Source organism: Pseudidiomarina sp. WS423 (assembly GCF_050750165.1).
GTDB classification, from domain to species: domain Bacteria; phylum Pseudomonadota; class Gammaproteobacteria; order Enterobacterales; family Alteromonadaceae; genus Pseudidiomarina; species Pseudidiomarina fusca.
In genome coordinates this window covers 1-758 of sequence record NZ_JBOJLN010000047.1, presented here as the reverse complement: position 1 = coordinate 758, position 758 = coordinate 1, and the positions used below count along the sequence as shown (strand labels likewise).

The window sequence follows — 758 nt, the reverse complement described above, 5'->3', positions numbered from 1 at the left end:
GATGCAACGTCCGCAGCGGATACCGATATACAGGCCTCCTCCGAGGCGCCAGGGAGATGGGTCAGTGTTTATGCCGTGCCGAAGATGGACTGTCCATCAGAAGAACGAATGATTCGCCTAGCCCTGAACGGCTTTGAGGAGATTCGGGCGCTGTCCTTCGACTTGTCGAACCGCCGGCTGAAGGTCGTGCATGACGGCGAGGTCGAGCCCGTCACCTCGAAACTGAAGACCTTGGGGCTAGGCGCCTCGCTTCAGGAAACCGTCGCTGCAAATCCGGAGACCATCAAGGCCGCCGAGTTTTCGGCAGCTTCTGCTAAGCAAGAATCCGGGACCCTGCGCTGGTTGCTCGGCATCAATGCACTTCTGTTCGTGGTGGAAATGACTGCCGGTCTGATCGCCCGGTCCACCGGCCTGATTGGAGAATCCCTGGACAATTTTGCCGATGCGGCGGTGTACGGGCTTGCCCTTTATGCGGTTGGACATAGCGTGAAAATGCAGGTACGTGCCGCGCATCTTGCTGGTGTACTGCAACTGATCTTGGCTGTGGGCGTGCTCGTAGAGGTGGTGAGACGCTTTGTATTCGGTAGTGAGCCTGAATCGCTGGTGATGATGGCTATCGCATTCGTCGCATTGATTGCCAATACCAGTTGTCTGCTGCTCATATCCAAACATCGGGAAGGCGGGGCGCACATGAAGGCAAGCTGGATATTCTCGGCCAACGACGTGGTGATCAACCTGGGGGTCATCACCGCCGGCGC

The 758-nt window shown here is 57.7% G+C and carries 1 protein-coding gene; it reads left to right on the top strand.

Features of this window, described 5'->3' with window-relative positions; all coding sequences use genetic code 11:
- Positions 1–758: cation transporter (locus tag ACQ661_RS12690; protein WP_431668586.1), on the top strand; the 758-nt coding region annotated here is incomplete at both ends.